This window comes from Pseudomonas sp. PDM01, assembly GCF_014852325.1.
GTDB lineage: Bacteria > Pseudomonadota > Gammaproteobacteria > Pseudomonadales > Pseudomonadaceae > Aquipseudomonas > Aquipseudomonas migulae.
Window position 1 is genome coordinate 320657 of record NZ_JACVBK010000008.1, and the last position, 24615, is coordinate 345271.

General features: G+C 60.0%; 23 protein-coding genes. 7 read left to right on the forward strand and 16 right to left on the reverse strand.

What is annotated here, in order from left to right:
- Positions 1–34 precede the first annotated feature (34 nt).
- Positions 35–784, forward strand: coding sequence for a sulfite exporter TauE/SafE family protein (locus IB246_RS21380; RefSeq protein WP_032832543.1), 750 nt, complete (start codon positions 35–37; stop codon positions 782–784).
- Here the strand turns inward: IB246_RS21380 and IB246_RS21385 are convergent.
- Positions 774–1628: a LysR substrate-binding domain-containing protein gene (locus tag IB246_RS21385; RefSeq protein ID WP_008040532.1), complete on the reverse strand. Its 855-nt coding sequence runs from the start codon at positions 1626–1628 to the stop codon at positions 774–776. The genes IB246_RS21380 and IB246_RS21385 overlap by 11 nt on opposite strands.
- A gap of 96 nt (positions 1629–1724) precedes the next feature.
- Here IB246_RS21385 and IB246_RS21390 point away from each other — a divergent pair, with 96 nt between their 5' ends.
- Both IB246_RS21390 and IB246_RS21395 read left to right on the forward strand, forming a co-directional pair.
- Positions 1725–1940: a DUF1127 domain-containing protein gene (locus IB246_RS21390; RefSeq protein ID WP_008031420.1), complete on the forward strand. Its 216-nt coding sequence runs from the start codon at positions 1725–1727 to the stop codon at positions 1938–1940.
- A 64-nt stretch (positions 1941–2004) separates the two neighbouring features.
- Positions 2005–3234: a winged helix-turn-helix domain-containing protein gene (locus IB246_RS21395; RefSeq protein WP_008040533.1), complete on the forward strand. Its 1230-nt coding sequence runs from the start codon at positions 2005–2007 to the stop codon at positions 3232–3234.
- Positions 3235–3323: 89 nt separating this feature from the next.
- On the opposite strand, the gene IB246_RS21400 is transcribed toward IB246_RS21395, so the two are convergent.
- Positions 3324–4670 carry a class II 3-deoxy-7-phosphoheptulonate synthase gene (locus IB246_RS21400; RefSeq protein ID WP_008031425.1) on the reverse strand — a complete coding sequence of 449 codons (1347 nt, stop codon included), beginning with the start codon at positions 4668–4670 and terminating at the stop codon, positions 3324–3326.
- A gap of 149 nt (positions 4671–4819) precedes the next feature.
- Between IB246_RS21400 and IB246_RS21405 the strand changes: the two genes are divergently transcribed.
- Positions 4820–5575 carry a spermidine synthase gene (locus tag IB246_RS21405; RefSeq protein ID WP_008040534.1) on the forward strand — a complete coding sequence of 252 codons (756 nt, stop codon included), beginning with the start codon at positions 4820–4822 and terminating at the stop codon, positions 5573–5575.
- A gap of 112 nt (positions 5576–5687) precedes the next feature.
- Here the strand turns inward: IB246_RS21405 and IB246_RS21410 are convergent, their stop codons facing one another.
- Positions 5688–6479 carry a crotonase/enoyl-CoA hydratase family protein gene (locus IB246_RS21410; protein WP_008040535.1) on the reverse strand — a complete coding sequence of 264 codons (792 nt, stop codon included), beginning with the start codon at positions 6477–6479 and terminating at the stop codon, positions 5688–5690.
- A 432-nt stretch (positions 6480–6911) separates the two neighbouring features.
- Between IB246_RS21410 and IB246_RS21415 the strand changes: the two genes are divergently transcribed.
- Positions 6912–8585, forward strand: a complete 1674-nt coding sequence (locus IB246_RS21415; protein WP_008031432.1) for a DEAD/DEAH box helicase — start codon at positions 6912–6914, stop codon at positions 8583–8585.
- A gap of 215 nt (positions 8586–8800) precedes the next feature.
- Here IB246_RS21415 and IB246_RS21420 read toward each other — a convergent pair whose 3' ends face one another.
- From IB246_RS21420 to minC, 8 genes are all read right to left on the reverse strand, one after another.
- Complete coding sequence (locus IB246_RS21420; protein WP_192230170.1) at positions 8801–10957, reverse strand: mechanosensitive ion channel family protein; 2157 nt, start codon at positions 10955–10957, stop codon at positions 8801–8803.
- 78 nt (positions 10958–11035) lie between these two features.
- Positions 11036–11203, reverse strand: a complete 168-nt coding sequence (locus IB246_RS21425) for a hypothetical protein (RefSeq protein ID WP_162130712.1) — start codon at positions 11201–11203, stop codon at positions 11036–11038.
- Positions 11204–11333: 130 nt separating this feature from the next.
- A complete protein-coding gene (locus IB246_RS21430) occupies positions 11334–12623 on the reverse strand; it encodes a M18 family aminopeptidase (RefSeq protein WP_008040545.1) in 1290 nt (429 codons plus the stop codon).
- Between the two features lie 106 nt (positions 12624–12729).
- Positions 12730–13572, reverse strand: coding sequence for a lipopolysaccharide kinase InaA family protein (locus IB246_RS21435; protein WP_008040546.1), 843 nt, complete (start codon positions 13570–13572; stop codon positions 12730–12732).
- Between the two features lie 152 nt (positions 13573–13724).
- On the reverse strand, positions 13725–14360 hold the full coding sequence (locus IB246_RS21440) for an RluA family pseudouridine synthase (protein ID WP_008031443.1): 636 nt from the start codon (positions 14358–14360) through the stop codon (positions 13725–13727).
- A 180-nt stretch (positions 14361–14540) separates the two neighbouring features.
- Positions 14541–14795: a cell division topological specificity factor MinE gene (gene minE / locus IB246_RS21445; RefSeq protein ID WP_007944431.1), complete on the reverse strand. Its 255-nt coding sequence runs from the start codon at positions 14793–14795 to the stop codon at positions 14541–14543.
- Positions 14795–15607 (reverse strand): septum site-determining protein MinD, encoded by an 813-nt coding sequence (gene minD / locus IB246_RS21450; protein WP_008040547.1) that lies wholly within the window; start codon positions 15605–15607, stop codon positions 14795–14797. Before minD ends, minE begins: the two co-directional genes overlap by 1 nt.
- Before the next feature lie 200 nt (positions 15608–15807).
- Complete coding sequence (minC, locus tag IB246_RS21455) at positions 15808–16545, reverse strand: septum site-determining protein MinC (RefSeq protein ID WP_032832547.1); 738 nt, start codon at positions 16543–16545, stop codon at positions 15808–15810.
- Positions 16546–16663: 118 nt separating this feature from the next.
- Between minC and IB246_RS21460 the strand changes: the two genes are divergently transcribed.
- Complete coding sequence (locus IB246_RS21460) at positions 16664–17596, forward strand: lipid A biosynthesis lauroyl acyltransferase (protein WP_008031451.1); 933 nt, start codon at positions 16664–16666, stop codon at positions 17594–17596.
- Between the two features lie 158 nt (positions 17597–17754).
- A complete protein-coding gene (locus IB246_RS21465; RefSeq protein WP_008040549.1) occupies positions 17755–18927 on the forward strand; it encodes a patatin-like phospholipase family protein in 1173 nt (390 codons plus the stop codon).
- 131 nt (positions 18928–19058) lie between these two features.
- Here IB246_RS21465 and IB246_RS21470 read toward each other — a convergent pair whose 3' ends face one another.
- The 5 genes from IB246_RS21470 to IB246_RS21490 form a co-directional block, all read right to left on the reverse strand.
- Positions 19059–19844, reverse strand: a complete 786-nt coding sequence (locus tag IB246_RS21470) for an outer membrane protein OmpK (RefSeq protein WP_008040550.1) — start codon at positions 19842–19844, stop codon at positions 19059–19061.
- Positions 19845–20219: 375 nt separating this feature from the next.
- Entirely contained in the window at positions 20220–21005 is a 786-nt protein-coding gene (locus IB246_RS21475) for an outer membrane protein OmpK (RefSeq protein WP_008040551.1), read from the reverse strand.
- A gap of 153 nt (positions 21006–21158) precedes the next feature.
- Complete coding sequence (locus IB246_RS21480; RefSeq protein WP_008042803.1) at positions 21159–22517, reverse strand: nucleobase:cation symporter-2 family protein; 1359 nt, start codon at positions 22515–22517, stop codon at positions 21159–21161.
- Between the two features lie 166 nt (positions 22518–22683).
- Complete coding sequence (locus IB246_RS21485) at positions 22684–23976, reverse strand: urate hydroxylase PuuD (RefSeq protein WP_008031457.1); 1293 nt, start codon at positions 23974–23976, stop codon at positions 22684–22686.
- A 50-nt stretch (positions 23977–24026) separates the two neighbouring features.
- Positions 24027–24530, reverse strand: coding sequence for an ureidoglycolate lyase (locus IB246_RS21490; protein WP_007988150.1), 504 nt, complete (start codon positions 24528–24530; stop codon positions 24027–24029).
- Positions 24531–24615: the final 85 nt, after the last annotated feature.

Here is a 24615-nt window from a genome sequence, read left to right on the forward strand (position 1 = left end):
AGGATGAATGGCCTGAGATAAAAGGAAATCGGCCGTGATCGAGTTTTTGATGTACCTGGTATTTGGCGCAGCCCTGGGAACCCTCGGCGGCTTGTTTGGCATCGGCGGCGGTCTGATCGCGATTCCGTTGCTCGGCGTGTTGTTCGGTCTCGATCAGCAAATTGCCCAGGGCACCGCGCTGGTGATGGTCGTCCCTAACGTGATGCTGGCGCTATGGCGTTATCACCAGCGCAACAAAATCGAAATGCGTCACGCGCTGCCGCTGGCCTCGATGGGGTTTTGCTTTGCCTGGGCCGGCTCCATCTGGGCGGTGGGTATTGATGCGCAAACCATGCGCATCGGGTTTGTCGCCTTCCTGATCGCGCTGTCGGCCTACAACCTGTTGCGAATGTTCTACGCCAATGCGCCGGCTTCTTCGCAGATGAATTACGCCTGGCCATGGCTGGGTGTGCTCGGCGCGGCGTCCGGGACCATGGGCGGATTGTTTGGCGTGGGCGGGGCGGTGGTGGCAACGCCGGTGCTGACCAGCCTGTTCGGCACCAGCCAGGTGGTGGCCCAAGGGTTGTCGCTGGCACTGGCATTGCCCAGCACGGGCGTCACGCTGGTCACCTATGCCGTGCATCATCAAGTGGACTGGATGATCGGCGTGCCGTTGGCCGTGGGTGGACTGCTGAGCATCAGCTGGGGCGTGAAGATCGCCCACGCCATGCCGGAGCGCCTCCTGCGCGGGCTATTCTGTGGCTTCCTGGTGCTGTGCGCGGTGATGCTCGCGTTTAAAGTTTGAAGCCGTCGATGATGTGTTCGGCCAGGCATTCGGTAATCGGTGACGGATTGTGCAGGTTGCGCACCAGCATGATGCTGGCTTCAGGCAGCAAGGGCAGGTCTTCGGCGTCACCGAGAATGCGCATGTCCGGGGTGATCAGGCTTTCCAGTTGTGCGGTGACGGCCAGGCCGGCGCTGACCACCGCCATGATCGCCGACAGGCTTGAGCTGTTGTAGGCCACGCGGTAGTCGCGACCCATCGCGTCCAGCGCATTGCAGGCCCACAGCCGGCAGAAACAATCACTGTTGAACATCGCCAGCGGCAACGGCGTCTGCTCGTGGGCGCTGTAGCATTGTGCCTCGGCCCAGACGAAACGTTCCTTGCGCAGCAACTGGCCGATCTCGTTGCCCGGCTCGCGGGTAACGATGGATAAATCCAGATCCTGGCGTAGCAGCAATTGTTTTGATGATTCGCAGTGCACCTCGATCTGGATCAGCGGATATGACTGGGCGAATCGCCGCAGAATCCCCGGCAGAAAACGCATCACGTAATCGTCCGGCGTGCCGATCCGCACCGTGCCGACCATGTGCGGTTCGCGCAGGGTGTTGAACACTTCGCTGTGCAACTTGAGGATGCGCCGGGCGTAACCCAGCAGCACCTGGCCTTCAGCGGTCAGCCGCACCTGGCGGCCGTCGCGCTGGAACAGTTGGCGTTGCAACACGTCCTCTTCCAACCGCTTCATTTGCATGCTGACGGCGGATTGCGTGCGGTTGACCAGCTCCCCTGCGCGGGTGAAACCGCCCTGATCGGCGATGGCAACAAAGGTGCGCAGCACTTCGGTGTCGATACTTGGGAAGGCGGACATACATCAATCTCCGAGATGTATTGCATAAGAAACATTCGTTGGATTGATCTTAGCTCTGGCGTGACACTTGAGCCATCCCAAACGGAGGGCAACAAGATGAAAGGTCAAAAAGGTTATGTCGAGGTAGAGAAACATTCCATCCACGTCGTCTCGGATTTACTGCACAAGATCAGTCGCTGGTACGAATTGCACCGTGAACGTGAGTTGTTGGCGGGCATGAGCGACGAAGCGTTGAAGGACATCGGGCTCAGTCGTGCGGATGTCGAGCACGAAACCGTCCGCCCATTCTGGGATGACCCGATGCACAAATGAGTAAGCCACAACTACACAAACCGTCTCCCGGTGAGGTAGGTTGCGAGCAGACAAGGAGATGCTCATGCCCGCAATGCTGTCCTTTTCCATCAAACAGGCTCGACGCCTGGCGCTGGCCGCCCAAGGATTCAACGGGCGCCAGCCGCCAGCGGCGATCAAAGCGGTACAGCTCAATCGCCTGATCGAGCGGCTGGGCATCTTGCAGATCGATTCGGTCAATGCGTTGGTGCGTTCGCACTACCTTCCCTTGTTTTCCCGCCTCGGCAATTACTCATCCGACTTGCTCGACCAGGCTGCCTGGAGTTCGGGCCGGCGACGCACGCTGTTCGAATACTGGGGGCATGAAGCCTCGTTGCTGCCGCTGTCGATGTACCCGTTGATGCGCTGGCGTATGCAGCGCGCGGGTCGTGGCGAAGATATCTATCAGCAGCTGGCACGTTTCGGGCGTGAGCAGCAGGACACTGTCCGGCGGGTGCTGGCCTCGGTTGAAGAGCTCGGCGCGCTGGGTGCCGGCAGCCTTTCGACCCGTCAGGAGCGGGCAGGGCCGTGGTGGGACTGGAGCGCGGAAAAGCATGCGCTGGAATGGTTGTTCGCCGCCGGGGAAGTGACCGTGGCCGGGCGGCGTGGATTCGAGCGGCTCTATGATTTGCCGGAGCGGGTGATTCCTTCGGCGATTCTGCAGCAGCCGTTGCTCGCGGAGGACGAGGCCCAGCGCGGGCTGTTGTTGCACGCCGCGAATGCCTTGGGTGTGGCGACGGAAAAGGACCTGCGCGATTACTTCCGGCTCAGCCCGGGTGATGCGCGTCCGCGCTTGGCGGAACTGGTGGAGGTCGGGGAGCTGCTGACCTGTGAAGTCCAGGGCTGGCGGCAACCGGGCTTTTGTTTGCCAGAGCCGAAAGTGCCGCGCAAGGTTGAGGCCAGTGCCTTGCTGTCACCCTTCGATTCGCTGATCTGGGAGCGCAGTCGTACCGAGCGTTTGTTCGATTTTCGCTATCGGTTGGAGATTTATACGCCGCCGGACAAGCGGGTCTACGGCTATTACGTGCTGCCGTTTTTATACAACGAGCGGATTGCTGCGCGGGTGGATTTGCGTGCGGAGCGGGCGTTGGGGCGGTTGGCGGTGCATGCCGTGCATGAGGAAGAGCCGGGGCTGGATGAGGAAGGGATGCTGGCGTTGGCGGTGAATTTGCGGCGGATGGCGGATTGGTTGGGGTTGGAGCGGGTGCAGTTGAATTGCCCGCGGGAGAGTGCGGGGCGGTTACGGGTGGCATTGGCCGGTATTGGTGGTGACTGAGCTGACGCCTTCGCGGGCAAGCCTCGCTCCTACAGAGGGTCGCGATCCCTTGTAGGAGCGAGGCTTGCCCGCGAAGGCAGCGACACGGTTTACCGGCGGACTTGTTTCAACGTCTCGGCAATAAGGAACGCCAACTCCAGCGACTGATCCGCATTCATCCGCGGGTCGCAATGGGTGTGATACCGATCCGACAGCCCGTCCTCGGTGATCGGTCGCGCACCGCCAATGCACTCGGTGACATTCTGCCCGGTCATCTCGATGTGAATGCCGCCGGCATAGGTGCCTTCCGCTTCGTGCACCTGGAAGAACTGCTTCACCTCGCCAAGAATCTGCGCAAAGTCGCGGGTCTTGTAGCCGCTGCTGGCCTTGATGGTGTTGCCGTGCATCGGATCGGAACTCCAAAGCACCTGCTTGCCTTCACGCTGCACCGCGCGGATCAGTTGCGGCAAATGATCGCCAACCTTGTTCGCGCCCATCCGTGCGATCAGGTTCAAGCGACCTGGATCGTTGTCCGGGTTGAGCACGTCGATCAGGCGAATCAAGTCTTCCGGGTTCATGCTCGGACCAACCTTGACCCCGATCGGGTTGTTCACCCCGCGCAGGAATTCGACGTGAGCGCCGTCGAGCTGACGGGTGCGGTCGCCGATCCACAACATGTGCGCCGAGCAATCGTAGTAGTCGTTGGTCAGGCTGTCGCGACGCACGAAGGCTTCTTCGTAGTTCAGCAGCAGCGCTTCGTGGGCGGTGAAGAAACTGGTTTCGCGCAGTTGTGGCGAGCTGTCCATGCCGCAGGCGCGCATGAACGCCAGGGTTTCATCGATGCGATCAGCGAGGTGGCTGTATTTTTCCGCCAGCGCCGAGTTGGCGATGAAGTCCAGGTTCCACTTGTGCACCTGATGCAGGTCGGCAAAGCCGCCCTGGGCGAAGGCGCGCAGCAGGTTCAGGGTCGCGGTGGACTGGTGATAGGACTGGAGCAGACGCTCCGGGTCCGGCACACGGCTTTTTTCGTCGAAGCCGATGCCGTTGACGATGTCGCCACGGTAGGCGGGCAGGGTCACACCGTCGATGGTTTCGTCGTTGGCCGAACGCGGTTTGGCGAACTGACCGGCCATGCGCCCGACCTTGACCACCGGGCAGCCCGCGGCGAAGGTCATGACGATGGCCATTTGCAGCAGCACTTTAAAGGTGTCGCGGATTTTCGCGGCAGAGAACTCGGCGAAGCTCTCGGCGCAATCGCCGCCCTGCAACAGAAATGCGCGGCCCTGGGTCACTTCGGCAAACTGACGTCGCAACTCCCGGGCTTCACCGGCAAACACCAGCGGCGGATAACTCGCCAGGGTTTGCTCGACGTGCAGCAAATGCGCCGCGTCGGGGTAGTGGGGTTGTTGCTGGATCGGCAGGGCGCGCCAGCTGTCAGGGCTCCAGGGTTGGCTCATCACGGTCTCGGTTGTTTTACGCTCGGACGTTCATGTTATCAGCAAATTAGTGCGTGACCTGTTCCCGTCGCTTCGCGGACAATCGCGCCTTTGCCGCCTGATGTTGCGGTGCATTGCGTTGCCGGGCCCGGTGACGATCTGGAGACGAAATGACTGAGGAGCGCGTCGAGCATCTGCTCGCCGAGGTACAGGACGAGTTCGGCGTGATTCGCGTGCTGGAAGTGGCCGATTACCGTTTTCTCGAGTTCGGTGATGCCATCGAACAGAGCTGCGTGTTCACTGCCGACCCGAGCTGGCTCGAATACGATTACACCCGTGCCATGCTGATCGGCGCGTTGTGCCACGAGCAACCGGAAAGCGCGCTGTTCCTCGGCCTCGGTGCCGGCACGCTGACTCAGGCTTGCCTGAAGTTCTTGCCGCTGGAAGATGTCGAAGCCATCGAGCTGCGGCCCGACGTGCCGCGCCTGGCCATCGAATACCTGGGGCTGGATGACGATCCGCGGCTGTACATCCGTGTCGGCGATGCGCTGGAACTGCTCGATACCGCCGAGCCGGCCGACCTGATTTTCGTCGACCTTTATACCGATGTCGGGCCGGGTGTCGGGCATCTGGCCTGGAGTTTTCTGGAAAACTGTCAGAAACGCCTGAATCCGGGTGGCTGGCTGGTGATCAACCAGTGGGCCACCGACGATGGCAAACCGTTGGGCGCGGCGCTGTTGCGTGGGCTCTATCACCGGCATTACTGGGAGTTGCCGGTGAAGGAGGGCAATGTGATTCTGCTCGTGCCGTCGGAGCTGGATCAGGAACTGGACATGGATGGGTTGGTTGCGCGGGCCGAAGGGCTGGCGCCACGGTTGGGGTATTCGTTGCAGTCGTTGATCAAGGCGATTCGCCCGGCTACTTGATTTGTTGTTCTTTAGGGCCTCTTCGCGGGCAAGCCTCGCTCCTACAAGGGGGCGCATTTCCCTGTAGGAGCGAGGCTTGCCCGCGAAGGCAATATCCGCCTCGCCACAAACCTCAAACCCCTTTGAAAATGCCCGGCCGCTTCTCAACCATCGACCGCACGCCTTCCTTCGCATCCTCACTCGCCAACAAACTCTTCACCAGCGGCGGCAACCCCAGCGCAGCGGCTGTTTCGCCTTCATAACGCGCCTGTCGCGCCGACATCAACGTCGCCTGTACCCCCAGCGGCGCCTGCCGGGCAATCCGCTCCGCCAGCTCAATCGCCCGGGGCAGCAAATCCTCGCTGGCCATGACTTCCTGCACCAACCCCAGATGCAACGCGTCATGCGCATCGAATTCATCCCCGGTCAGCAACCAGCGCATCGCATTGCCCCAGCCGGCGACTTGATGCAGGCGCAATGTGGCACCGCCGAACGGGAAAATCCCGCGCTGCACTTCTTTCTGGGCAAACCGGGTGTTACTGGCGCAGAGGTTGATGTCGGCGGCGAGCATCAGCTCGATACCGATGGTCAGGCAATAACCTTGCGCGGCGACGATCACCGGTTTGCTGACTCGCGGACCCGCGAACACGCCCCACGGATCGCAACCGCCGGGCGGTGCCTGCCAGCCCTCGGCCAGGGCCGAACTGGCGCTGACCAGGTCAAGCCCGGCGGTGAAATGCTCGCCATGGCCGAACACCACCGCCACCCGCGCTTCGCTGTCAGCCTCGAACTCACCGTAGGCCAGACTGAGTGCGTTGAGCAGGTCGAGGTCGAAGGCATTGCGCTTGGCTACCCGATCCAGGCCGATCAACAGGACATGGCCGCGCCTTTCGCAGGTCACACGGCTGGTAACAGGTTGATTCATCGAACAATTCCTCGGGCGGGAAGGGGTTTGAAGGGGTAGGCGAGGCCGCAGGTCCGAGTCACAACGGTGAACCGTTTTAGCGCCATCCCCAGCAGGGCCGGGCCTTTGAAAAATAGACCGTCGCACGATTATCCGCAAAGCCTGTGACACAACGGTGTATCCGTCAGTTTTCCGACAAATAATGCTCCCTTTTTGGGCGAATTCCGGTATAGTGCGCGCCGGCCTTTAACCGGGCCGCGTTTAGGTAGCGCAATTCCCCGAAGTCAGCTTCGGCTGCACGTCCGCACAGCGGACTCTCCCTTGACGAATCTTTTTCATTCATTCGTTTTCGCAAATCCCCGCCGACAAAGCAGCCAGGGCGACTCTTGAGTCTTACACGGCATGCGCAGCTTTGGAGCATGGGTCTTTGCGGATGCACTTAGAGGCAGACCCATGACCCAGGAAACCGGCGGCTTCGCCGCTTTTAATCTTAATCCGAATATCCTTGCAGCCGTCATTGCGACTGGCTACGAAGAGCCTTCGGCTATTCAGCAGCAATCGATCCCGATCATCATGGCCGGCCAGGACATGATTGGTCAGGCGCAAACCGGTACGGGTAAAACCGCTGCGTTCGCCCTGCCTATCCTGCACTGCATCGATCCTGCCAAGCGCGAGCCGCAAGCCCTGATCCTGGCGCCAACCCGTGAGTTGGCGCTGCAAGTAGCAACCGCTTTCGAAACCTACGCCAAGCAAATGCCAGGCGTTACCGTTGTGGCCGTTTACGGCGGCGCCCCTATGGGTCCACAACTGAAAGCAATCCGTAATGGCGCACAGATCGTTGTCGCCACTCCGGGCCGTCTGTGCGACCACCTGCGTCGCGACGAAAAAGTCCTGTCGACCGTGAACCACCTGGTTCTCGACGAAGCCGACGAAATGCTCAAACTGGGTTTCATGGACGACCTCGAAGTCATCTTCAAGGCGCTGCCTCCAACCCGTCAGACCGTATTGTTCTCGGCTACCCTGCCGCAGTCGATCCGTGCCATTGCCGAACGCCACCTGCGCGATCCGCAACACGTGAAGATCCAGACCAAGACTCAGACCGTTACCGCGATCGAACAGGCTCACCTGTTGGTTCACGCTGACCAGAAGACCTCGGCTGTATTGAGCCTGCTGGAAGTCGAAGACTTCGACGCCCTGATCATGTTCGTGCGCACCAAGCAAGCGACCCTGGACCTGGCCAGCGCCCTGGAAGCCAAAGGCTACAAAGCCGCTGCGCTGAACGGTGACATTGCCCAGAACCAGCGTGAGCGCGTGATCGACTCCCTCAAGGATGGCCGTCTGGACATCGTTGTGGCGACCGACGTTGCCGCTCGTGGCCTGGACGTTCCGCGCATCACTCACGTGTTCAACGTTGACATGCCGTACGATCCTGAATCCTACGTTCACCGTATCGGCCGTACTGGCCGTGCCGGTCGCGAAGGTCGTGCACTGCTGCTGGTGACTCCGCGTGAGCGCCGCATGCTGCAAGTGATCGAGCGTGTAACCGGTCAGAAAGTTGCCGAAGTTCGCCTGCCGGACGCTCAGGCTGTTCTCGATGCCCGCATCAAGAAACTGACCAACAGCCTGTCGCCGCTGGTTGGTGATGCCGAATCGACTCACGGTGATCTGCTGGATCGCCTGACTGCCGATATCGGTTGCACGCCGCGTGCACTGGCTGCTGCCCTGCTGCGCAAGGCGACCAACGCTCAGGCGCTGACCCTGGCTGCAATCGAGAAAGAACGTCCACTGGTGCCGAACAACGCACCGCGTGGCGATCGTCCAGAGCGCACCGGTGATCGTCCGGACCGTGGTGATCGTGAGCGTCGTGCTCCGGTTCCATTGGCCGAAGGTCGTGCCCGTTGCCGTACCGCGCTGGGCGCGCGTGACGGTATCGCGGCGAAAAACCTGCTGGGCGCCATCCTCAACGAAGGTGGTCTGGCGCGTGAAGCGATCGGTCGCATCCAGGTGCGTGACAGCTTCAGCCTCGTCGAGCTGCCGGAAGATGGTCTGGAGCGTCTGCTGACCAAGCTGAAGGACACTCGCGTTGCCGGTAAGCAGTTGAAGCTGCGTCGCTATCGCGAAGATTGATCCGCCCCCGGGCTGATTGATCGAACATAAAAAATCCCCGACTGGTTCGGGGATTTTTTTATGCCTGCGATTTGTTAGTCGCTGCCAATCACGCGATTTTCCGCGACCCCTGTAGGAGCCGGCTTGCCGGCGATGGACGCAAAGGCACCGCGTTCATTCAGGCAGCAAACGTAATCGTTCACGTCCATCGCCGGCAAGCCGGCTCCTACAGGAGGTTAATCTGTTGCGGGCCCGCCACCCGCCGTGACCACTTGCACACTCATGCGCGGTGTCGCCAGATCAAGCCCGGCTTCATCCAGGTGCCGTTTCAAGGACAGGTTGAACGCCCGGGAAACTTCCCACTGCTTGATCGGCGCGGTCTTGAAGCGGGCCCGCAGAATCGCGTTGCCTGACTCGAAACTCTCGACCCCTTGAATCTCCAGCGGCGACCAGATGTTGCGTCGTTGCAGTGGATCGGCGCGCATCTTCTGGCCGACGTCGCGCATCAGTTTGATCGCGTTATCGATGTCCATGTTCGAGGGGATCGCCACGCGAAAGATCGCGTAGCCGAACTCCCGCGAGTAGTTCTTGATGCTTTTGATTTCACTGAACGGGATGGTGTGGACGATGCCGTCGATGTCCCGCAGGCGCACGGTACGAATGGTCAGGCCCTCGACAGTGCCGAGGTGGCCGCCAACATCCACGTAGTCGTCGATGGCCAGGGAGTCCTCAATGATGATGAACAGCCCGGTGATCAGGTCCGCGACCAGCGACTGTGCGCCGAAACCGATGGCCAGGCCGATCACGCCGGCACCGGCCAGCAGTGGCGTGACGTTCATGCCCATGTTCGCCAGGGCGACGATCAGTGCAACGATGAAAATCGCCACGAACAGCACGTTGCGGATCAGCGGCATCATCGTCTGCGCACGGGCGTTGGCCTGGCCTTTACGCGAGCGGGTGAGGGCGTGGTGCACGGCGGTGTCGCTGAGGATCCAGATCAGCCAGGCAAAAATCAGTGTGCCGCCGAGGCTGAACAGTTTGACGCTGACTTCATGGCCTTCGCCTTCGGTGAACGCAATCAGCGACATGCCCCAGACCCGCAGGCCAAGTTCGATGAACGCCAGCCACACCAGCAAGTGGGCGAGGGTATAGAAGAAGCTTTTCAGGCGTTCGGAATACAGTGCATGGCGCTTCACGCCACGTTGCGGTTTCAGTGCATGCCGGCGTACCAGTCCGTTGATGACCATGCACAACACCAGCAGCACGGTGCAGATCAGCGACTGGCGCAACGCGGTGCTGGTGTCGCCGGCGGAAACGAACGTGGCGAACAGCGAAATCGCCACCAGCACCAGCGCTGGCATGTACCAGAAGGTGCCGAGAATTTCGATGGTGTCGCTGAGCGCGCGGCGGGTCAGGCGCCGGGACAACGGTTGGTTGCGGATCAAGTGGGCGATGGGGCGTCGGAAGCGCAGGATGAACAGCCCGGTAGACAGCGCGGCCAGCACGTTGGCGATGGTGGCGGCGGTGTGCGCCAAATGGCTGCCGAGGCTGGCGACCAGTCGCGGGTCGTTCAAGGCTTCGCCGAACGCGGCAAAACTGCCGATCAGCCACAGCGGCCGAAAGGCCTGATGCCGCAGGATGTACAAGGCGCGGTGGCGGTGTGGCCCGTCGAGCAAGGAAAAGGCGATCACACAGATCGCCGAAAAACACGTGCCGACCACCAGCGCATAGGCCAGCACCATCGCCAGGCTTTTGCCCAATGACGAGGGCAGGGCGTAGGTCATGTAGACGGTCATCACCAGGGCGATCAGCCAAGGCCCGAGTTTGCGCAGGGCAAAGCGCAACATGTCGAGGGCCTTGGGGTGCTGTGGTAATTCTTCGGTCAGGCCGAAGCGCATCCGTACCCGGTGACCGAGCCAGATCAGCGCGGCGGCCAGCAGGCTCCAGACCATCAGAATCATGGCGAAGCCAAAGATGATCGGCAGCCATTCATTGGCCGGCAACACCAACCCTGCCAGTTCTTCCTTGGCCAGATCAAACTCGTCGGACCAGCGTGTGAGCGGGCTGTCAGCGCCGGAGAATTGTTTTTCAAAATTGGCCAGCGTGCCGCCAATCAGGCCCAACACGCCTTCTTCAGCAGCCGGTTGGGCTTTTTTGGTGGCGTCGCGCAGCTTCTTCAGGTCGGCCAGCAATTTGCTGCGTTGCTGATCGTTCTCCAGTGACTTGATGACTTCGTCGAGGGATTGCCCGAGGGGTTCTTGCGCCTCGGGCTGGGTTTTCGCCGAGCTGTTGAGCAAGCTCGGTAAACCGACGGCCTGGGCCGGCATGACCGGCAGCAGCGCCATCAGGCAGACGAGGAAAAGGCTGGGCAGGGCAAAAAGACGAGCGAACACTAGGCGGTCAACCTTGAAAAGAGCAGATCGACCGAGTGTACGAGCCCGCCAAAATCAATGCGAGCCGAGGGCGAGGATTTATTCGTTGAGTTTGGCGAGGATCTTGAAGACGACGGTAGCGAGGATGGTCAGCATGCCGATCCACATCGCGAACACGCCAGCATTTTTGTCGCGGAAGTTGAAGCCGATCGCCAGCAGGATCATCCCGGCAAGAATCGGGATCAGCATGGCGTGAAATGAAGACATCGAGATCATGAGCGACTGCCTTGTCGAAGGGGGTATTTAAAGTCTAGCGGTTTTAACACTTGTAGGAGCCGGCTTGCCGGCGATAGCGATTTCAAGGACGCCATCGCCGGCAAGCCGGCTCCTACAGGTTTTATGGCAATTCCTGGCTGGCGTAGAACGCGCTAAGCACTTTCACCAGGTGCGCCAGATCATGACTGCCGCACAGTTCGCGGATCGAGTGCATGGCGAATGTCGGCAGGCCGATGTCCACGGTGCGCACGCCCAGGTGGCTGGCGGTGATCGGGCCGATGGTCGAGCCGCAGCCCATGTCGCTACGCACCACGAAGCTTTGCACCGGCACTTCTTCGGCCATGCACAGATGGCGGAAGAACCCGGCGGTTTCGCTGTTGGTGGCGTAACGCTGGTTGCTGTTGACCTTGATCACCGGGCCGGCGTTGAGTTTCGGGCCGTGGTTGGCGTCGTGCTTGTCGGCGTAGTTGGGGTGAACGCCGTGGGCATTGTCGGCCGAGACCAGCAGGGATTTCTGAATGGTGCGTACGAATTCATCACCTTCGGGCAACAAGCGACGCAGCGTCTGTTCCAGCATCGGGCCGTCAGCGCCACAGGCCGAGCAGGAGCCGACTTCTTCGTGGTCATTGGCGACCAGCACGCAGGTTTCGTCGGTTTCAGCCGTCAGCAACGCTTGCAGGCCGGCGTAGCAGGACAGCAGGTTGTCGAGGCGCGCACCGGCGATGAAGTCGCCATGCAGGCCGATGACCGCAGCGCTCTGGGTATCGTAGAAGCTCAACTCGTAGTCGAGCACCACGTCGGCGTTCAGGCCATGCTCGAGAGCAAGTTGATTGGTGAGCACGGCGCGGAAGTCCACGCGCTCGTCACCGGCGAACTGCGCGAGGATCGGCGGCAATTCGGTCTGGGCGTTGATCGCCCAACCCATGTTGGCTTCACGATTGAGGTGAATGGCCAGGTTGGGAATGATCGCAATCGGCGTCTTGAAGTCGATCAGCTGGCTCTCGACCTTGCCGTCGCGGCGGAAGGTCACGCGGCCCGCCAGGGACAGATCGCGGTCGAACCACGGAGCCAGCAGCGCGCCGCCATACACTTCGACACCCAGCTGCCAGAAACCCTGGCGTTGCAGTTCCGGCTGGGGTTTGACTCGCAGGCACGGGCTGTCGGTATGGGCGCCGACCAGGCGGATACCGCCGTGCAGGGGAGAGTGACGGCCCATTTTGACGGCGACAATCGAAGAGTCGTTACGGGTGACGTAGTAGCGGCCGTTGGCTTCGGTGGTCCAGGGCTCGCGTTCGTCGAGACGCTGATAACCCGCCGCTTCCAGGCGCTGAACAAGGCTGGCGGTGGCATGAAACGGGGTAGGGGAGGCCTTGAGGAAATCGATCAGGCCTTGGTTCAACTCTTCGCGCATAAGTAGCTCCAGACAGCAATGGCGCAAGTTTACCGTATTGGCTCACGGCATTGCAGACACAATGCCGTCCGTCGCGCGACGTTTGTCGGTGGGTCTGATTTGCGCGTCAGCCTGTGATCAGAAGTCCGCTGAGGAACACTTCACGGCGTTGCTTGCGACCCACGTATTCATGCTTGCTCGCGACATACACCGGGTTGAACTTTTTCTTCGAGATGCCAGGGAGTTGTCCTGTGTACGTTTCAACCAGCCGATCATAGTCGGCTTCAGTAATGTGTTTGTAGATTTCCCGGCGATAGAAAAATCCCAGCTGGAAACCCAGGGTTTCGCTTTGATGGGGTGTCTGGCCGGAGAAGCAGTTTTCAAAATCGATGGCTTTGAGCGGTGACTGCGACGATTCGGGGATCATGATGTTGCCGGCCCAGAAATCCATGTGAGTGATGTTCTTCAGGGCAAGGGAGTGGAGCAGGTCGAAAGCATCCAGGATAAATGCCTCCACGTTGCCGGGGTTGCGTTTAAGCCACTGTACGCCGTCAAGATGGTCGTCAAGCAGGCGCGTGATAATGAAATACTCCTGGGTCAGTCCCAGCAGATCCTTGGTGTAGCCAAACCCTTGCAGTGGTGGCATCCGGACGCCACGGCGCTGCGCTTCATGGGTATTGATCAGTTCTTCCAGCGGCCAGTCGAAGCGACCGTTGCGCTGTGGTTTGCCAAAGGTTACCCGCACTTTCGCCTTTAACGTATCCAGCGGCTGAACCTTGGCAAATAGAGGGGTGTCACCGCTGGCGAGCGGTGCGCTCGCGCGGGTGAGCTTGCGAGCGCTGCGCTTTTCAATCAGTTGCTCCAGCGCTTGCCGTGCTTCGATGCAAGGCTGTTCACTGAGGTGCAGGGTGGTGTTGGAAAAGTTGAAGGTGATTGGGTAGTCGTTCTGAAGTGTCTTGCAACTGAGCACGGGGCATCCTGCCTGCTATCGTAGTGCCATCATTTTACGTTTCTTTACAAATTTATGACAATAATTTAACGCCATTTTTACGACGGGTAATTTGTTTCAGTAAATGAAAACGCCCTTCAGTTGAAGGGCGTTTTTCATTTCGGCGAGTCTGCTCAAAACGGAGCGGGGCACTCGAAACGCAGGCGTTCACCGGTCTGCGGGTGAGTGAAGCTGAGCATGCTCGCGTGCAGGCATAGCCGTGGCCAGGCAGCCAGCGCCTGCTCGTGGGCATAGAGCCCGTCACCCAGCAGCGGGTGGCCGATGGAGAGCATGTGCACGCGCAACTGATGGGAGCGGCCGGTGATTGGCGTCAGTTCAACCCGGCACCAGTCGCCGCATCGTTCCAGCACGCGCCAGAATGTCAGGGCGTTTTTGCCGAACTCGAAATCCACCACATGGCGCGGCTTGGTCGGCGGGTCGTAGCGCAGGGGCAGGTCGATGCTGCCGCTGTCCAGTTCCGGCTGACCCCAGCAAAGTGCGGTGTAGGCCTTTTCGGTTTCACGGTCGTGAAATTGCCGAGACAATTCGCGATGGGTGTCCGGGTCACGGGCCAGCAGAATGATGCCGGAGGTTTCCCAGTCCAGGCGATGGACGATTCGGGCTTCGGGGTAGCCGTTTTCTTGCAGGCGGGTGATCAGGCAATCCTTGTTGTCATCGGCCCGGCCAGGGACGGAAAGCAACAGGGTCGGTTTATTCACCACCAGTACGGCGGCGTCCTGATGAATGATGTGGACGTTGGACAGCGGCATTAAACAGCCTCGTAACAAACGCCAACGGCGACTCAGGCTTTCAGGGCTCTTGTAGGAGCGAAGCTTGCTCGCGAAGGTGTGTCAGCAACGTTAATGTCGACTGACACACCTTCGCGAGCAAGCTTCGCTCCTACAAGGAGCTGCAAAAGCCTGAGCCGCCGTGGCTCCCGACGGATCGACTCAGCGATCCGGCAGGGTGATATTGAGTTCCAGAATCGAGCAGCTACCCTGGTTTTCCAGGGCGACATGCACGTCATCGGACCCGATATTGACGTACTTGCGGATGACTTCGACCAGCTCTTTCTGCAAGGCTGGCAAGTAATCCGGCGTACTGCGTTGGCCGCGTTCATGCGCCACGATGATCTGTAGACGCTCTTTCGCTACCGAGGCGGTACTTGGCTTCTTGTTAGCACGAAAGAAGTCAAAAATGTTCATTACCGGCCTCCAAACAGACGCTCAAAGAATCCTTTCTTCGTCACATCGAGAAACCGATGCTCCACGGTTTTGCCCAGCAGGCGTTCGACCGCATCGCTGTACGCCTGACCGGCGTCGCTTTGATCGTCGAGAATCACCGGCACGCCGGAGTTGGACGCCTTGAGTACCGCTTGGGACTCAGGGATCACACCCAGCAGGGTCACAGCGAGAATTTCCTTGACGTCTTCAACGCCGAGCATCTCGCCATCGCTGACGCGTTGCGGGTTGTAACGGGTCAACAGCAAGTGTTCCTTGATCGGGTCTTCGCCGTTTTCAGCGCGACGCGATTTGCTGGCCAGCAGGCCCAGCATGCGGTCCGAGTCACGAACCGAGGAGACTTCCGGGTTGGTCACGACGATCGCTTCATCGGCGAAGTACATGGCCAGGTGAGCACCTTTCTCGATGCCGGCCGGGGAGTCGCAGACCACGAATTCGAAGTCTTCCTTCAACGCCATCAGGACTTTTTCCACGCCTTCGACAGTCAGCGCGTCTTTGTCGCGGGTCTGACTGGCGGCCAGTACGTAGAGGTTTTCCAGGCGTTTGTCTTTGATCAGGGCCTGTTGCAGGTTGGCTTCGCCGTTAACCACGTTGACGAAGTCATACACGACGCGACGCTCGCAACCCATGATCAGGTCGAGGTTACGCAAGCCGACGTCGAAGTCGACGATAACTGTTTTGTGACCGCGCAGTGCGAGGCCGGTACCGATAGCAGCACTGGTGGTGGTCTTACCCACACCACCCTTGCCGGATGTAACCACGAGAATCTTGGCCAAGGTGTTTCACCCCTAAGGAAAAAGGACATTTAGCCCCTGAAAAACATCTCTGGAAAAACGACTGCAGTCGGACAGCTTGGCTGGAATCCGGTCATGAACCGCGCTTACCCCCGGTAAACACTGCTTTAGGCCTTTTTCCTACTTCGTTTGAGCCGTTTTCGCTACGTTTTAGAGATGCTTGGAAAATGCGGCAGTATCCGTTAAAGCCGAATGATGTTCAACACATCGCCCGACAGGCTGACCTGTACGCCCGCGCCCCACAAAGGGTCGCGACGCAGATCTTCCGAAACCTTGTAGTGGCCTGCGATGGAGACCAGTTCAGCGCTCATTTGCTGACAGAAAATCCTGGCTTTCGTGTCGCCTTTGACCCCGGCCAATACACGACCACGCATCGGTCCGTATACATGGATGTTGCCGTCGGCGAGAAGTTCCGCCCCCGGGCTGACCGAAGAGATCACGACGAGGTCGCAACCCTGGGCATAAATCTGCTGGCCGCCGCGTACCGGCGAGGTGATGATTTTCGTCGGTTTGATCGTCGGTTCAGCGGGTTTTTCCGGTTTCTTCGCCACGGTGCCTTCAAGCGGGTCCAGCGCACGCTCGCGGGCGCCGGAGGGCGGCAGCACCGGCAGGTCGACCGCGATGGCGGCGGCGATGTCTTCGATGCGACTGGCACGGATCGCCAGGGTGCGCAGGCCGTGCTGGCGGCAGACGCGCATCAAGCCTGGCAGATCGACCGCACCTTCGCTGGCCGGAAGCTTGTCCAGCGCCAGTACCAGCGGCGCGTTGCTGAAAAAGCCGGGCGCCTGGGCGACCTTGGCGGCCAATTGCCGATCAAGGCTTTCGAGGTCGTTGCGGGCCAGCTCCAGCACGGTAATGGCGAGCATGCTGCCCTTCAACTGGAACACGGGATCCTGGTCTTGCGGTTCGATTTGGCTCATGGTCGGCATACAACGGCTTGTCACTAAAAGTGCCGAGACTTATAACGAGAACGCTCGCGAGCCGCAAGCCGGGTCGAACGATGTAGAATGCGCGGCCATTGTCTTTCCGGAACCTTTAATGGATCGCCCGCGTTTTCAAAAAACATTTCTGATGCCGCGTTTCTGGCCGCTGTGGTGCGGCTTGGGGCTGTTGTGGCTGATCGTTCAGTTGCCATACCCGGCGCTGCTGTTTATTGGTCGTGCCCTCGGTGCATTGATGTATCGCGCGGCGGGCGACCGACGGCGCATTGCCAAGCGCAACCTGGAGCTGTGCTTCCCGGAAAAATCCGCTGCCGAGCGCAAGCGCCTGCTCAAGGAAAACTTTGCCTCCACCGGCATCGCATTCTTTGAAATGGCCATGAGCTGGTGGTGGTCGCGGGAGCGCCTGGCCAGGTTGGCGCATGTCGAAGGGCTGGAGCACCTGAAAAAGGCCCAGCGCGAAGGCAAGGGCGTGATTCTGATGGCCGTGCATTTCACCACGCTGGAAATCGGCGCGGCGCTGCTCGGCCAGCAACACACCATCGACGGCATGTACCGCGAGCACAAGAACCCGCTGTTCGATTACATCCAGCGCAATGGCCGCGAGCGACACAACCTCGACTCGCTGGCTGTGGAGCGTGAAGACGTGCGCGGCATGCTCAAACTGCTGCGGGCCGGCCGGGCGATCTGGTACGCACCGGATCAGGACTACGGCGCCAAGCAAAGCATCTTCGTGCCGCTGTTCGGGATTCAGGCCGCGACCGTCACTGCCACCAGCAAGTTTGCGCGGCTGGGCAAGGCGCTGGTGGTGCCGTTCACGCAAGAGCGTCTGGCGGACGGCAGCGGTTATCGCTTGGTGATCCATGCGCCGCTCGAAGGTTTCCCCGGCGAGACCGAAGAGGCCGATTGCCTGCGGATCAACCAATGGATCGAAGGCGTCTTGCGCGACTGCCCGGAGCAATACCTCTGGGCCCATCGCCGCTTCAAGAGTCGTCCGCCGGGCGAACCCAAGTTGTACGCAAAACGCGGTTGAACCCCCAATCCCTGTAGGAGCGAGCCTGCTCGCGAAAAACCCGAGAGCGTCGCGGAGTGTCAGGCAGCCAACGTCATCGTTGACGACCATTGCCGGCAAGCCGGTCTCGCTCCTACAGGGGAATGGAAAATTCCAACTAGCACCATGGAGAGTTGTGCATGAGTCCAGGCGAACCGGTTACAGGGTTGATTCTTTCCGGCGGCGGGGCTCGGGCGGCCTATCAGGTCGGCGTGCTGGCAGCGATTGCCGAGCTGCTGCCGGTGGGGGCAAACAATCCGTTCCCGGTGATCGTCGGCACCTCGGCCGGGGCGATCAATGCGGTCAGCCTCGCCAGTGGGGCGATGGACTTTCGCAATGCCATCGAACGCCTGACTGCTTTCTGGCAAGGGTTCCGTAGCCATCTGGTTTTGCGCAGTGACTGGCCGGGCGTGATCCGTCAGGCCAGCCGGTTTGTCAGCCACAGTCTGCTCGGCATCGGCGCTCAGGTGCCGGTGGCCCTGCTCAACAGCTCGCCGCTGCGCCGGTTGCTCAACGACAAATTGCACATGACCGGCATCGCCGAAGCCATCGCGCAGAAGCAGTTGAAGGCCGTGGCGGTCACCGCGTTCGGTTACGAATCGGGTCAGGCAGTCACCTTCTATCAGGGCGGCGGCACCATCGACGCCTGGTTACGCCATCGACGCATCGGCGTTCCTGCGCAGTTGACCGTCGAGCACCTGCTCGCCAGCTCCGCCATCCCATTGCTGTTCGCCCCGGTAAAAATCGGCGAGGAATATTTCGGTGACGGCGCGGTGCGCCAATCGGCACCGATCAGCCCGGCCCTGCACCTGGGTGCCAGCCGCGTGCTGGTGGTGGGCGTCAGCGGCAACCCGCGCGGGGTCGACCCGGAGCGACCGCTGCAACGGGCCTACACCGGACAGCAGCCGACGCTCGCGCAGATCGGTGGGCACATGCTCAACAGTACGTTCATTGACAGCCTGGAAAGTGACATCGAACTGCTGCAGCGCTTGAATCAGTTCAGCCATCTGATGCCCGCCGGCACGCCGACCCGCACGCTCGGCGTAGCGCCGGTGGAGGTGCTGGTGATTTCGCCGAGCCAGCCGATTGATGAGATCGCTGCGCGACATCGCCAGGAGTTGCCGGCAGCGCTGCGTCTGTTTTTGCGCGGGCCGGGTGCGACCAAGACCAGTGGGGCGGGGGTGTTGAGTTATCTGCTGTTCGAGGCGGGGTATTGCAGCGAGTTGATAGATCTGGGGCGGCGGGATGCGTTGGCCAAGAAGGATGAGTTGTGTCGGTTTCTTGGGTTGGTGCAGCCGGTGGTAGCTGCTTGAGATCGGCGGTGCGGCCTTCGCGGGCAAGCCACGCTCCCACAGGTTTTGTGTCGTTCACATAATGGGCGAACGACACAAAACCTGTAGGAGCATGGCTTGCCCGCGAAGGCGTCCTCACAGACGCCGCTGGATCAGAAGTGGAACTTCACCAGGAAGCTCGTCGTGCTCTGATCAGTCTTGAAGTACTGGCTATCCTTAATCCCGTACTTGTCCGACCAATAGTCATACTCCACACCCACATACAACTGTTTCTCGCCAAAATTCAGCGCTTTACCCAGGTCATATTTAACCTGCGGGTTGAAGTGCAGGTTGGCGTAGTAGTCGCCTTTGGAGTTGGAGTCGTTGTCGACTACCCAGTCCATGAAACCATCGATCAGGATGCTCGAATCGCCGACCGGGATGGTGTAGGACCAAACCGGGGTGATCTGCCAGACGTTGTCGCCCGCACGGCTGCCTTCGGTATGACGCTGGTAGAAGTTCAGCTGGAAGTAGTCGAAGCCTGGAATCGCCAGGTCGAAACCCGGGCCGATCAGGTAGGACTCGGTATCGCCTTCACCAAACTCGTACGTCATGGCCAGCAACACGTCTTTGACCGGGCCGAATTCGATTTTCTGGTCGAGGACTTTGCCCAGGGAAATGCGTGGGCTGAACTCACCGTAATAGGTGTTCGGGCCGACGTTGAAATCCTTTTCGCCGTTGTAGAAGATCTTGTCGACGAAGAAGAAGTTATCCCCATATTTCCAGCCATCGGCGTGTTCGAAGGTCACGGTCTGCTGAATGCGCGGGTTGACCTGGAAGTCCTTGCCATACAGGTAGGTCAGGCTGTTGTTCTGCCATTGCAGCAAGTCGCCGGCCATGGCCTGGCCCCCGGCCAGCAAGGATCCCGCCAGCATCAGGCTAGTGCACGTACGTTTCATTCGGTTGCTCCCAAAAAGTAGGTGTTTCACGTTGTTTTTTTAAGGTCGGCGCTCTGGTGTGGCGCCTTTTTCCGTAGCGGTAAAAAATCATCCAATCGGTCAGCTTCAGTGCTGTTAGCAAGAGCTGCGCCAAGGCTTTCGAAAAGCAAAAAAACTCCCGTTCGGCGGCTCAAGAGCCGTCGATTGAGAGGGGGGTTGGAATGCCTTGATACCGTCCAGGGCCGGGATAAGTTGGCTTTCTGGTCAGGAATTAAATCCGGGCTTTTTTTTAAAGCGGATTCAGGCGGCCGCGGAGAATACTGACTCCAGGGCCGGGTCTCAAGTGCCCCGCAACAGCGCACCGACGACAGGTTTTGGGCACTGTTGCGGGTCATCTTAAAAGTGCACCTTCACCAGCAGGCTGGTGGTGTTTTCATTGGTGTCGAGGCGGGCGTTGTTTTCCACGCCGTACTTGTCTTTCCAGTAGCTGTACTCGACGCCGACATACACCTGTTTCTCCCGCCAGCCCAGGGCCTTGCCCAGGTCGTATTTGATCTGCGGGTTGAAATGCAGGTTGGCGTGATAGGTGCCGCGCGCGTTCTGGTCGTTGTCCACGACCCAGTCGAGGTAGCCGTCGATCAACAGGTTCGAATTGCCCAGCGGGACGGTGTAGGACCAGGCCGGTGTGATCTGCCAGACATCATCGCCGGGGCGCGAGCCTTCGGTCTGGCGATAGTAGAAATTCAAGGTGAAAAAGTTGAAGCCCGGTACTGCAAGGTCGAAGCCGGGGCCGATCAGGTAGGCTTCGGTGTCGTCTTCGCCATTCTCGTAGGTCATGGCCAGCAACACGTCCTTGATCGGGCCGAATTCGAAGCGGCGGTCGAGGATTTTGCCGAAGGAGAGGCGCGGGCTGAATTCGCCGTAATAGGCGTGAACGCCTTTGTTCCGGTCTTTCTCGCCGTTGTAGTAGGTGCTGTCGACGAACAGGAAGTTGTCGCCGTACTTCCAGCGGTCGGCGTGTTCGAAGGTGATCGTCTGCTGAATCGACGGGTTGATCGCGAAATCCTTGCCGTACAGATAGCTCAGGCTGTTGGTCTGCCACAGCAGTAAATCGCCGGCCATGGCTTGGCTGGCAGCCAGAAGACCGCTGCCTAACAGCAGGTTTGTCTGTGTCCGAATCATCTGTTGCTCCCTCTTGTTTTTATTTTCAAGGCGCAGGTGTCCCACCCCTGTAGGAGCCGGCTTGCTGGCGATGAGGTCAGAACATCCAACATTGATGTCGTCTGACCCACCGCTTCGCCAGCAAGCCGGCTCCTACAGGGTTTGCGTTCTGTCTTAGTGCGAGTGGGCGTGGCAGTCGTTGATCGCGGCGCGTTCCTTGCCGCCGAGGATGTTGAACAGCAGGTTCAGCGCCAAGGCACTCAACGTCGCCATGGCGATGCCGCTGTGGGTGATCGGGCTCATCCACAACGGCAGGTGGGCGAAGAACTCCGGACGTACCACCGGAATCAGGCCCAAGCCGATGCTCACCGCCACCAGCAATTGGTTGCGACGGTCACCGATGTCGGCTTCCTGGAGAATCTTGATCCCGGTGGCGGCGACCATGCCGAACATCGCAATCGCTGCGCCGCCAAGCACGGCGGGCGGAATCGAGGCGACCAGGAACGCGGCTTTCGGCAGCAGGCTCAATACGATCAGCAACCCGCCGGCAACGATGGTCACCGAACGGCAGCGCACGCCGGTCATCTGCACCAGGCCGATGTTCTGCGCGAAAGAGGAATGGGTGAAGGTGTTGAAGAAACCGGCGAAGAACGACGCGCCGGCATCGCACAGCAAGCCGCGACGCAGCATCCGTGGGCAGACTTCCTGGCCGGTGATTTTGCCCAGCGCGAGGAACATCCCGGTGGACTCGACGAAGATGATCACCACCACCAGGCACATCGACAGAATCGGCGCGAGTTCAAACTTCGGCATGCCGAAGTGCAGCGGGGTGACGAATTGCAGCCAAGGCGCCTGGGCCATTCCGCTGAGGTCGACCATGCCGATCAACCCGCAGATCACGTAACCGAGGCACATGCCGATCAGCACGGAAATGTTGACCCAGAAACCGCGCATGAAACGATGGACCAACAGAATGGTGGCCAGCACCAGTGCGGCAATGGCCAGGTAAATCGGTGAACCGAATTGAGCGGCGCCGGCACCACCGCCCGCCCAATTGACGGCGACGGGGAACAACGACAAACCGATCGAGGTGATGACCGTGCCGGTCACCAGCGGCGGGAAGAAGCGTACGACTTTGGACATGAACGGCGCGATGAGCATGCCGAAGAATCCGGCGGCGATGGTCGCGCCGAAGATTCCTTGCAGGCCGATACCGGGCATGCCGGCCATGGCGACCATGCTGCCGACAGCGGCGAAGCTGGCGCCCATCATCACTGGCATGCGAATGCCCATCGGGCCGATGCCCAGCGACTGGACGATGGTGGCGATGCCGGCCACCAGCAGGTCGGCGTTGATCAGGAAGGCGATTTCTTCACGACTCAGGCCAGCGGCCTGTCCGATGATCAGCGGCACCGCGATGGCTCCGCCGTACATCAGCAAAACATGTTGCAGACCGACCAGGATCAGTTGCAAAAGGGGCAAACGCTGAATGGCGGGTGCGTCGGGGATGCGCGCTTGGGATAGCTCGGACATGCAACACCTCGGATCTTTTTTATTCTTGTGATTTTGTGCATCAGGGAAGACCGCGTTGCGGCCATTCGCGGGCAAGCCTCGCTCCTACAGGTTTTGTGCCGTTTGCATCATTTGTGAACGACACAAAACCTGTAGGAGCGAAGCTTGCTCGCGAAGCTTTTAGCGATTAATTGGTCGGAGCTCCCTGAACAATCCACGCGCCGATCAGGTCACGTTCCTGCTGGGTCATCTGGGTGATGTTGCCCAGTGGCATGATCTGGCTGGTGACGGCTTGAGCCTGGATGCGCGCCGCGTTCTGGCGGATCTGCTCGGGGGTATCGAACATCACGCCGGCCGGTGCTGCGCTGAACAACGGGCTGGTCGGCTTGGCCGAGTGGCATACCGCGCAACGTTCCTGGATCACGCTGTGCACTTTGTCGAAACCCGGGCCGGCATTTGCCGCCTGGACCGGTGCTTCAGCAGGTTTCGCGGCGGCAGGTTTGGCACCACCGCCGAGGGCGGTTTCCGGCAGCGGCTGGTACTCGATGGTGCCAGGTGCCTTGGCCACTTCAGGTGCGCTTGGCATCTGCGCCGGGCCAGTCACGTAAGCCAGGCAGATCATGCCCACGGCTGCGACGGGCAGGGTCCAGGCAAACTTGTGGCTGTCATGACGGGTGTTGAAGTAGTGACGCACCAACACCGCCAGCACCGCGATCCCGGCCAGGATCAGCCAGTTGTACTGGCTGCCATAAGTGCTCGGGAAGTGGTTGCTGATCATGATGAACAGCACCGGCAAGGTGAAGTAGTTGTTGTGACGCGAACGCAGCAGGCCTTTGGCCGGCAGTGCCGGATCGGGCGTGCGGTTCTCGGCAATCGCCGCTACCAGTGCGCGCTGCGCCGGCATGATGATGCGGAACACGTTGCCGACCATGATGGTGCCGATGATCGCGCCGACGTGCAGGTACGCACCACGACCGCTGAACACTTTGCTGAAGCCGTAAGCGGCGCCAATGATCAGCACGAACAGGATGAAGCCGAGCAGGGCAGGGCGTTTGCCCAGGGCCGAGTCGCAGAGGAAGGAGTAGACGAACCAGCCAACGAACAAAGAAGCGATGCCCAGGGCAACACCTTCAGGGCCGGTCAGGCTGCTGCCCGGTGCCAGCAGGTACAGCGTCGGGTTGGAGTAGAACACCACGCACAGCAGCGCGATCCCCGACATCCAGGTGAAGTAGGCTTCCCATTTGAACCAGTGCAGGTTGTCCGGCATGGTCGGTGGAGCCAGTTTGTATTTTTCTAGGTGATAGATACCGCCGCCGTGGATCGCCCACAAATCGCCGGCCAGACCACTTTTCGGGTTGACCCGATTGAGGTTGTTTTCCAGCCAGACGAAATAGAACGACGCACCGATCCAGGCCACGCCAGTAATCATGTGAACCCAGCGCACGCTCAGGTTCAGCCATTCCAACAGATGTGCTTCCACAGTCTTTACCTCTCGCCTGTCACTCTGTTGTCGAGTGATCAGACCTTCTCTTATTGGTGGGGGGCGAGGATCAAACGCTCATCCTCTTTGAAAAAATGCTCATCGCAGTTATTGCCTGTGCCACTGCGATCAACCACCAGGAAGTCATCCCGCTTTTCGATCGTCAGCACCGGGTGGTGCCAGACGCCGCGATGGTAATTAATGCCCTGCCTGCCGTTGGTGACGAAGGCGCGGACCAAGCCTGATACAGGTTCATCGCCAAGTGGCGCGACCACGATCAGAAAGGGGTTGCCGAGCAGCGGAATGAAAGCCTGGCTGCCCAGCGGGTGACGCTCCAGCATGCTGACGGTCAGCGGCATGTCCTGCGCGTCGGCGCGGAAAATGCTGATGATCGCCTTGTCTTCTGGCGTGGCGGTTTCCACCGTCGCCAGTTTATGAAAGCGCATGGTCGAACCGTTGTTGATCATGAAGTGATCGCTGCCGTCGGTTTCGATCACGTCACCGAAAGGGGCGAAGGCTTCTTTGGTCAGCGGTTCAATCGTCAGTGTGCGCATGCTGGTCTTCTTTTCCGAATTCTGTGTTGTTGGTTCTGTTGCTATCGCTAGCAGGCTAGCTCCCACATTTGGAATGCATTCCTCT

Coding starts and splice junctions, on each gene's coding strand:
- IB246_RS21390 (WP_008031420.1), top strand. CDS start 1,725: ATGAAAGGTCAAAAAGGTTATGTCGAGGTAGAGAAACATTCCATCCAC.
- IB246_RS21425 (WP_162130712.1), bottom strand. CDS start 11,203: ATGTCTTCATTTCACGCCATGCTGATCCCGATTCTTGCCGGGATGATC.
- IB246_RS21460 (WP_008031451.1), top strand. CDS start 16,664: ATGGATCGCCCGCGTTTTCAAAAAACATTTCTGATGCCGCGTTTCTGG.
- IB246_RS21410 (WP_008040535.1), bottom strand. CDS start 6,479: ATGAATCAACCTGTTACCAGCCGTGTGACCTGCGAAAGGCGCGGCCAT.
- IB246_RS21470 (WP_008040550.1), bottom strand. CDS start 19,844: ATGAAACGTACGTGCACTAGCCTGATGCTGGCGGGATCCTTGCTGGCC.
- IB246_RS21400 (WP_008031425.1), bottom strand. CDS start 4,670: ATGAGCCAACCCTGGAGCCCTGACAGCTGGCGCGCCCTGCCGATCCAG.
- IB246_RS21430 (WP_008040545.1), bottom strand. CDS start 12,623: ATGCGCGAAGAGTTGAACCAAGGCCTGATCGATTTCCTCAAGGCCTCC.
- IB246_RS21440 (WP_008031443.1), bottom strand. CDS start 14,360: ATGCCGCTGTCCAACGTCCACATCATTCATCAGGACGCCGCCGTACTG.
- IB246_RS21490 (WP_007988150.1), bottom strand. CDS start 24,530: ATGCGCACACTGACGATTGAACCGCTGACCAAAGAAGCCTTCGCCCCT.
- IB246_RS21405 (WP_008040534.1), top strand. CDS start 4,820: ATGACTGAGGAGCGCGTCGAGCATCTGCTCGCCGAGGTACAGGACGAG.
- minC (WP_032832547.1), bottom strand. CDS start 16,545: ATGAGCCAAATCGAACCGCAAGACCAGGATCCCGTGTTCCAGTTGAAG.
- IB246_RS21395 (WP_008040533.1), top strand. CDS start 2,005: ATGCCCGCAATGCTGTCCTTTTCCATCAAACAGGCTCGACGCCTGGCG.
- minE (WP_007944431.1), bottom strand. CDS start 14,795: ATGAACATTTTTGACTTCTTTCGTGCTAACAAGAAGCCAAGTACCGCC.
- IB246_RS21480 (WP_008042803.1), bottom strand. CDS start 22,517: ATGTCCGAGCTATCCCAAGCGCGCATCCCCGACGCACCCGCCATTCAG.
- IB246_RS21385 (WP_008040532.1), bottom strand. CDS start 1,628: ATGTCCGCCTTCCCAAGTATCGACACCGAAGTGCTGCGCACCTTTGTT.
- IB246_RS21415 (WP_008031432.1), top strand. CDS start 6,912: ATGACCCAGGAAACCGGCGGCTTCGCCGCTTTTAATCTTAATCCGAAT.
- IB246_RS21475 (WP_008040551.1), bottom strand. CDS start 21,005: ATGATTCGGACACAGACAAACCTGCTGTTAGGCAGCGGTCTTCTGGCT.
- IB246_RS21465 (WP_008040549.1), top strand. CDS start 17,755: ATGAGTCCAGGCGAACCGGTTACAGGGTTGATTCTTTCCGGCGGCGGG.